The sequence below is a fragment of the Pseudoxanthomonas sp. LjRoot204_2 genome (assembly GCF_056175765.1).
Genome location: NZ_JBGFFG010000143.1, coordinates 1 through 7,720 on the forward strand (window position 1 = coordinate 1; position 7,720 = coordinate 7,720).

A 7,720-nucleotide genomic window follows, 5' to 3' on the forward strand; every position below is an offset into this window, starting at 1 on the left:
CATCAATGCTCCGGACATCGGGTACTGGATGACTGGCTATCTCGTCATGGCAGCTCTTGAGCAGGGACAACTCGAACGCGCCGCTGATGGGTGCCGCATGGCATTAATGTGCGAAGACACTCAAGAGGACCCGGCATGCATCCTGGAGTCGGGTGTAGCCGCGGCCTTGGAGGTCGACGACCTTGAGCTGGCGGTGAAAGTGTTGGCAGCACTCACCCATCGCGATTCGCTTACTTTCAATGACCTGTCCGATGCTGCCCCAGACGCCTACAACGAGTCCATGTACGAGGGGAGGATTGAGTATGGACTGCTTGCTCTTCTCGTCGGATTGAATGAAGAGCGGTATCCCCTTACGCCCTTGCTGTGCCGGTATGCCTCCGCGATAAAAACCCAGCAGGGGGATAACGTGCTTGCAGTGCCCGTATCCGACGTCGTCGGACACGTGGTTGTGCCCGAAATGGGCGTTGGCCCTTGGAGTGTCAACACAGATGGAGACGTGCAACTCGCTGTCGCACGCTACATCGCCCGCGAACCTGATCGATTGAGAAGATTGAACAGGGCGCTGGAACTACGCCCTAAACTGCACTGAGCGGSGAATTAAGAAAGGGGCCAGTCAGGCCCCTTTGTTGTTGCATAGTTCGTTCGCGATCAGTCTTCCGCGTCAGGATCAGGGGTGAACTCGGAAGGTTCCGGCTTATGTTCTTTGGCCAGTGCTTCGGCGGCTTCGACCTCGCCCTTCGCGTGATGCAGGAGGTATCGCCCCCATTCGCCTGCATGCTGCAGTCTGTCGTAGGTCTCACCCGACAGATCGAACCCATGCTGTTCTTCGAGATTCTTCCAGACCGTTCCGGTGGCGTCCGCAAGTGGCTCGGATGATGCAGGGTCCCATTTGGTTGGAACCTGACGCACGGGATCAACTTCGTCATCCGTGTAGATGATGTAGATGTCGGACTTCCTGCCCCGCCCGAAGTCGCGAAGGTCAACGTTGATCTGCACGGTCTCGCTATCGATGGACAGGCCGGTGTTGTTCGGGCTGCCGTCCGGCAGAGTGGTCAGTGGTGTCGGATTACTCATTGCGCCTCCTGGCTGTTGGGTGGTGCGGTGGTGGATCTGAGCTTACACAAGAGCTGCTTGCCCGCCTCCGTGGCATACCAGCCATCGGAGATGCCGGAGCTGGTGTAGCGGAAATGGGCCAGGCCCAGCTTCTGCAGGCGGTTGCCCAGGCGGCCGCCGATGCGTCCTGCCGCCTGGGGCCGCCACCGGCGTCCGATCGGCTGTTTGATGGCGCCGCTGCTGGCCAGCAGATGCGCCAGGCCAGAGGACAGCGGGCCCGGGGTGCGGATCAGCTGACGCAGCGCTTCCAGGTCCAGCGCGGTGAGGTCATAGGTCGGCTCAGTCATGGGCGGTAGCATCCCCGTTCCAGAGCATCCATCCCCGAGGCGACAGCACCTCGCCGGTCTCGGCGTCGTGCCAGGTGGCGTCGGCGTGCAGGTAGTTCGCGCGACGAATCGCCGGRCCTCCCTCCGGCGTGTGGTCCACCAGCACCCAGAGGCCTGTCGTGCCTCCATCAGGCTTCTTCAGCCGCCGCGACGGCGGCTGGCTGGGACTGCACCAGGCCGGCCCTGAGGGCGCCCCCGGCGCGATCAGCTCGCCACGGGCGACCAGGTACATGACGATCGCAGCCGCTTCCAGCGGATCGCCATGACGCGCGTAGCGGCGCAGCTGGTCGGACAGCATCGCGTTGATGCCGCCTTGCTGCCATCCGCTGGGGCCATGGACGCGCTTGCGCGCCACGAACGCCTTCAGGCGAGCGCAGAACAGCTCTATGGCCATGTCGTCCGGATGCTCGGCCGGCGGTGGCGGCACGGCATCGAGCAGGCCCTGGAAGCGCGCATGCACGCGCTGGAGCGCCGCGGCCGCCGCGGCTGCACCCTCGCCGTCGAGCAGGGCTGTCTCAGCCTCTACGGCTTGCGCGAGCAGCTGGGAAGACGCCGGCAGCGCGGCGGCGCGCTGCTCTGCCCGGATGGCTCTGTGCTGTGCCAGGTTCAACAGCTGGGAATACGTCGGCGGGTCTTGGGCCAGTGTGCCATCGGGGTTGGGATGCCCCTGCAGATCTCCGTTGGCGAGGATGCGGGCGACTTCAGGCCAGATGCCCTGCTCCTTGGCCAGTTCGGCCAGGCGCTCGATGCGAACGGCATACCAGGCTTCGATCTGCTGCAGTCGCGACACCGCGCGATCGCGCTGCTGTTCCAGCGACTCCAGCCTGGGGTGGAGCTGAAGGAAGTCGACACCTAGGTCAAGCACGTCGTTGGCGAGGATGGTATCCATCCCAAACACCACCCGAAAGAGACTGCCTTGCTTGGCRATCTTGCGGAGCAGATCCACGACCTGCTGCAACTGCTCCAGATCGTTGCTATCCAGCCGCGGCTGATCTTCGTCCGCGTCGAACGGCATCCTGCCTTCTCCCAGTGCGTCCAGCACGTTGGAAAGCGCCATGCCCGCATCGATGTCGGCGGGCGTTGCGCGGGCCATCTTCAGGCCGGTGGATGTGGACACGTGCATCTCCTAACTCACAAGAGGGGGCTGTAGCGGGCTGATTCGGTACGGCGCCGTCCATAGCTGTTCATCGTCCAGGCGATCTCGCCGGCATACTGATCGCCGACATAGCTCGCGCGAATGCGATACCGGGCCACACTGCCGGGCGGCAGTGCGGCACGATGACGCAACAGGTGGCAGTCCTGGGTGCGGTAAAACGTCACACGTCCCGTGGGCGAGACCTTGCGGACGATCTGGCCGGGCAGGGGTTCGCCCTGGCCATGCCAATCCACTGTCCAGCGGGTGCCGGTAATGGGCTTCATGCCRGCGCCTGAGCCTGAGCCGAGCGTTGCGCGGCGTATTCCTGGGCCCAGCGCTCCGCATCTTCAGGCGTGCCGAGCTCGCCGGTGATCCGGCGGCGCATGCACATGCAGCTGCACTGACGCCGAGTGATCTCAACGGCGCCGGCGCGGACCGCCCGCGCACGCTTGGTCAGCGCGATATCGAAGTGCTCTTTCGCACTGCCAGGATGCTGAATCCACTTGTGCTGGACACCGATCGCCGTCGCCATCGCCAGCAGCTCAGCTTTGGTGGTGGCGATCATGTGGCACATGACCATGCGGCCGAAGTCGGCCCGCATGTTGTCGACGTACACCGTCACAGCACACTCCGTGGGAACTGCAGGTGTTCACTGCCATCGAGCATGCTGCCGGCCAGGGACTTGCCGATGCGGAACACATGCGCGGCCGTGGCCAGATCCTTGGGCGCGGCAGCTTCGCCGGCGGTGAAGCTGCCGTCGCGCTCCACCCAGCCGCCGATCCGACTCTTCTCGTAGCACAGGTCCAACGCAACGCCTGCGGCGTCTTTGGAGATCCATTCGCCCCACTGCTTGAACAGGAAGGCAACGCCCGCTTCGCGGCATTGATCACGCAGTGAGCGGACCCACTGAGGATGCATCGGTCGGGCCTGGTGGCCGCTCTCGCCGCCAGCGATCACCCAGTGGATGCCGCGCAAGCTCTCCAGGTGGTTGACCCCGCCGCGGCGTTCCATGTAGGTCCGGTAGTCCTCGCCCGCCGCCTGATGGGCGTAGGGCATCCATCGGAAATTCACCGGACCCATCAGCGGTTCCATCGACAGGAACCGCACGGAAGCGGGCAATGCCAGCAGCTTCGGGATATCGCGATCGGCTTCAGTCTGGTCGACGATCGTTGCACCGAGCCAGACGTGCTTGGGGAACCCGTTCTCCATCCATGACGCGGGCACCATCTTGTGCACCAGGCCAATACGCTTAGTGAGCAGCAGCCAGTCCAGGTTGGGCGTGGACTCGATGAGCGCGAACAGATCCTCTCGCCAGCTCGGATCGACCTCGTTGTCGAACACATCGGACAGTGACGCGCAGAAGATGCGCCGTTGCGCCCGCTCAGGCTTGCCCGTCTTGCATGCGGGACACCGCCCCCCTTCGATGCAGAGCCGTCCCTCGCCGCGCCACTGGCAGCTGGGGCATGCCACGAACAGCGTGTTGTTCCACTTCACCGGCTGGGCCCAGTTGCTCGGCGCTGTACGCCGGCGAGGCTGGCCAGCGCCCCACGCAACGCCGAAGCGTCGCGAGGGCGTGGACACTTCGGCATAGCAGTTTGCACAGGCCTTCGGGCTGATCTTCGTGCAGCCCATCCACCCGTTGAAGGTGCCATCGGCCCACTGGATTTTCGTCTCGACAGCCATTTCTAGCTCTCCCTGGGCGCATTGCGCTTGGCGATCCAGTCCCGCTTGGGGTCCTGCTGGTTATCCGCCTCTATCGCCACCATCAGGGCGACCAGGGCGTTGTACGTGTTCGGCGACTTGCCGCCGCCGGTCCCGGTGGTGCAGAACTCGACGCCGCTGCCAGGCGGGGCCGTCGTAGAGAAATAGATATCGCCATCGCCATCGAAGCCCACGCGAACGGCGTGGCGCGGGTCCATGTCGCCGATGCGGGCAACCTCCTGCGCCGCGGCGCGCTCCTGCGGCTCGGCATGCCTGCCAGCACCGCCGTACGYCACGGAGGCATGCCGCGTGATGACCTTCGCGAACTGCACCACCTCGGTGACCGTGAAGGCGTAGAAGGGCGCCCCCAGCTTGCAGGACTCGCCGGACTGGTATCCGACTCCCATCTGATGGGCCAGCCTGCAGACATCGCCCGCGAATGATCCGTCGTCCAGGTTCAGAGCCGGTACCGCACCACTGCTGCGAAGATCCAGATCTGCCTGGGCGGCGCCCTGGAAAGCGTAGTAGGCCGCTTTGAACAGGCGAGGCGCATGCCACTCCGGCTTGTGGATGAGCGTGTCCGGTCCGGGATAGTTKCGGACGAAGTAGCTTGTGAACGCGTCGCACGCGGCGTCATAGCCTGCGGGTGCTTCCCGGCGCCCGAGCCAGCAGACGATTGCCTCGGCGAGCGCGCCTGCGCCACACTCGTGCTTGCCATCGATCGAGCGGATGAACTGCGCCAGCTCGTCGACGTCCGGCGCCGGCGGGGTAGGGGCGTCGAGGAACAGCTGGTGCTCGCCCAGCGGCAAGCCAAGCGCGATGCCCGTTGGCTTYAGACGCGAGCTGCGTCCTCCGTCCTTGTCTTTGACGTTGGCCAGCGTGGCCACGGGAGAAGGGGTATTCGTGTCCATACGTACCTCGTTTACGCCGCAGCGCGGGTCAGGGGGATGAGTTCCGGGAACAGCTTTGCTCCCAGCTCGGTGAGCGTGGTGACGACGACCCGGCGGTCCTCGTTCGCCTTCGCGGACAGGGACGGGTCGACGATGTTGTCGATCTCCAGCCTCAGGACCGGCATGCCATCAGCGCCCAGGTGTTCCAGCTCCCGGCATGCATGTGCGTCAGCAAGGGTCATGGTGCCCATCCGCCACTGGCTGGGCCGTCCACCGTCGACGCCCTTGATGTTCCTGATATGGCTCTCGGGCTTGGCGTAGGTCGAGAAGATCCAGGTAACGCAGTCAACCTGTTCTGCCTTCGACCCTGTGTCGTAGACGTGCTGGAGGGCATCCTTGGAGGCCACCAGCAGTTTCGGTTCACCGCGCACGAGCAGTGTGCCGATGGCCAGGCGGATACTCATCCGCTCAACGGAGCCCGTCTTCCTGACTTCGTTGTAGCGCTCGGCCAGCCYGAAGAGCCGGGCGTTGCTGACCTCCGCCAACCACGCTTCGTGCTTGTGGCGTAGCTCGAATGCACTCACGGCGTTCTCATAGCTAAGGGTAGCTAGCGCCTGCCCGCGGGCGGACCAGTCTTTTACCAGGCTTGGTGTGGTGCGCGTGACGTCGTGGCCCCACTCTTTCACGACCGACACAACATCGGTGTGGAAGTCGTGAACAACGTGTTCGTAGTTGCGTAGTCTCAGCAGCCGCATCGACACCGGGCCCAGCTCCACGCCATCGTCATTGAACGTGACGGGATACATGGCCGCATAAGCGGGATCTCCCAGCCGTGCGTCATGCTCAGCGCTGGTGGGCTCGCAATAGACGGCCCAATCACTCTTCCCGCTCAGCACAAGCCGCAGCGGAACCCGACCGTTGGCGGCAGCCCATGCGGTGATGCTCTCGATCCTGCGCTGGTTGTCGCTGACCAGCCCGTACAGGAGCGTCATAGCCGTCTTTACATAGGCCTTGTGGGCAGGCGTACCCGCCTCCGGAATGGAGCGGTCACGCCGCCCCATCCTGGCGATCGCCATTGCACTGACGACAGCACGCAGGAGGGCGGGGCGGTCCTCGGAGATTCGGCCGGCTTCCGCTGCCTTCAGGATCTCAGCACGCAACGTGGCTTCTGCTTCATCGCGCGCAGCGACCCACGTTCTGGCCATCTTGAAGAGCTCGATGTAGGCCTGATACTGGCGCCTCTGCTTCCGCGAGCTCAGATAGTAGGTGAGGTCCGATGCGATGACCCGATCAAGCACCAACGTGTGACTGAGGACGGCGTCCTCCAGATACAGCTTTCCATTGCGTGTCTTGCGACGCACTTCTTTGTTGTAACCTCCATACACCAGCGGAACCTCAACGAACAAGCCGCGCTTGTCGGCCTGGACGCGCGACACCATCCCATCCTGGACAGAGCGGTCCAGATCGAACACCCGTTCCTTCTCGTACGTCCGTCCGTTGTAGCGCTCCTGCGTAGCGAAGGCGCCGGGCAGATACTCATCATTCATGCACCGGGCAGGAACCACAGCGACCGTAGAGCCGGGCGCGAGGAATGAGTTCTGTTCGCGACGCCATTCGGCGTAGTCCGGCCTCTCTTCACCGATCAAACGATCGTGGCTGCAAAGCTCCAGGAAGGCGTCCTGGAACGCCGGATCGAGCCAGTTCGCGAATGCGGGGATGGCACTATCTGCCAGTAGTCCCTGCGTGTCCCTGAGGCCCCACAGGGCGATAAGGACCTTCGCATATACGTCCAGCATGCCCATCTGGCGCCGCTGTGCCTTGGCATAGTTGAGATCTTCGCGCTTCAGTTCTTTCGGGGCTGAACCCCACCGGTGTTCCGAGAACGTGTCGATCATCTCGCGCTGATTCGGCATCAGCTGCTGCAAGTTGTCGAACAGCTCGGACTCGATCAGGTACAACCGATCACCGTCGCGGAGCAGGAGGCGGCTGCGCTTCGAGTCCTCGCTCATCTGGGAATTGAAGCGGTGGGTCGCGGCCTCCATCTTCGGATCGGTCGTCTTGACGAACTCCTTGAACGAACGACGAAACTTGACCACTACCATGCCGAGCGCGTACGGAATCATGCGATCGACAAGTGAGTTGTCTGCCAGAGCTGCGGACAGTTCTTCCGCCATCGTGTGATCCAGGCCATCAGGGCAACTTTCGACGTGCAGCGCACATTCCTCGTCGAACGCCAAGCAATCCTGGAGCACCCTGAGTTTTTCCCCGCGCGGCGCGGGTTCGCCTTCGCGGATCTGCATCACCTCGATTCCGTTTCCGACATAGACCTGCAGGTTCGCCGCGACTCGCTGCGCCACCTGCACACCCTCGGTCTGCGCTTTGGCGACAGCGAGCGCAACGTTGGCCTTCTCGGTGTGGAAGCCGGCAAGCTGCTTGGCTTGCATGCCCAAGGCGGTCGTATGCTTCTTCGTCCAGCTCGCTAGGGCCTTTGCCCGGTCTTGGACCTGTTCGGCGTACGCTTCGATCGCCTTGATCGTGTCCACGGTGGCAAGGGC

General features: G+C 63.6%; 9 protein-coding genes. 1 reads left to right on the forward strand and 8 read right to left on the reverse strand.

The window, feature by feature from the left end; translation table 11 throughout:
- Positions 1-589: hypothetical protein (locus AC04L7_RS08570; RefSeq protein ID WP_475512827.1), on the forward strand; the 589-nt coding region annotated here is incomplete at its 5' end.
- Between the two features lie 59 nt (positions 590-648).
- On the opposite strand, the gene AC04L7_RS08575 is transcribed toward AC04L7_RS08570, so the two are convergent.
- The 8 genes from AC04L7_RS08575 to AC04L7_RS08610 form a co-directional block, all read right to left on the reverse strand.
- Complete coding sequence (locus AC04L7_RS08575; protein WP_436001161.1) at positions 649-1,074, reverse strand: hypothetical protein; 426 nt, start codon at positions 1,072-1,074, stop codon at positions 649-651.
- Positions 1,071-1,400 (reverse strand): hypothetical protein, encoded by a 330-nt coding sequence (locus AC04L7_RS08580; RefSeq protein WP_436001159.1) that lies wholly within the window; start codon positions 1,398-1,400, stop codon positions 1,071-1,073. The genes AC04L7_RS08575 and AC04L7_RS08580 overlap by 4 nt, the downstream gene beginning before the upstream one ends.
- The gene (locus tag AC04L7_RS08585; protein WP_475512828.1) at positions 1,393-2,481 is read right to left on the reverse strand and encodes a hypothetical protein; all 1,089 of its coding nucleotides are present in this window, start codon (positions 2,479-2,481) and stop codon (positions 1,393-1,395) included. The genes AC04L7_RS08580 and AC04L7_RS08585 overlap by 8 nt, the downstream gene beginning before the upstream one ends.
- A gap of 89 nt (positions 2,482-2,570) precedes the next feature.
- Positions 2,571-2,858: a hypothetical protein gene (locus tag AC04L7_RS08590; RefSeq protein ID WP_436001155.1), complete on the reverse strand. Its 288-nt coding sequence runs from the start codon at positions 2,856-2,858 to the stop codon at positions 2,571-2,573.
- Complete coding sequence (locus AC04L7_RS08595; protein WP_475512829.1) at positions 2,855-3,196, reverse strand: DUF4031 domain-containing protein; 342 nt, start codon at positions 3,194-3,196, stop codon at positions 2,855-2,857. The genes AC04L7_RS08590 and AC04L7_RS08595 overlap by 4 nt, the downstream gene beginning before the upstream one ends.
- The gene (locus AC04L7_RS08600; protein ID WP_436001151.1) at positions 3,193-4,257 is read right to left on the reverse strand and encodes a phage Gp37/Gp68 family protein; all 1,065 of its coding nucleotides are present in this window, start codon (positions 4,255-4,257) and stop codon (positions 3,193-3,195) included. Before AC04L7_RS08600 ends, AC04L7_RS08595 begins: the two co-directional genes overlap by 4 nt.
- Before the next feature lie 2 nt (positions 4,258-4,259).
- Positions 4,260-5,162: a hypothetical protein gene (locus AC04L7_RS08605; protein ID WP_475512830.1), complete on the reverse strand. Its 903-nt coding sequence runs from the start codon at positions 5,160-5,162 to the stop codon at positions 4,260-4,262.
- Between the two features lie 35 nt (positions 5,163-5,197).
- Positions 5,198-7,708: a hypothetical protein gene (locus tag AC04L7_RS08610; RefSeq protein ID WP_475512831.1), complete on the reverse strand. Its 2,511-nt coding sequence runs from the start codon at positions 7,706-7,708 to the stop codon at positions 5,198-5,200.
- Positions 7,709-7,720: the final 12 nt, after the last annotated feature.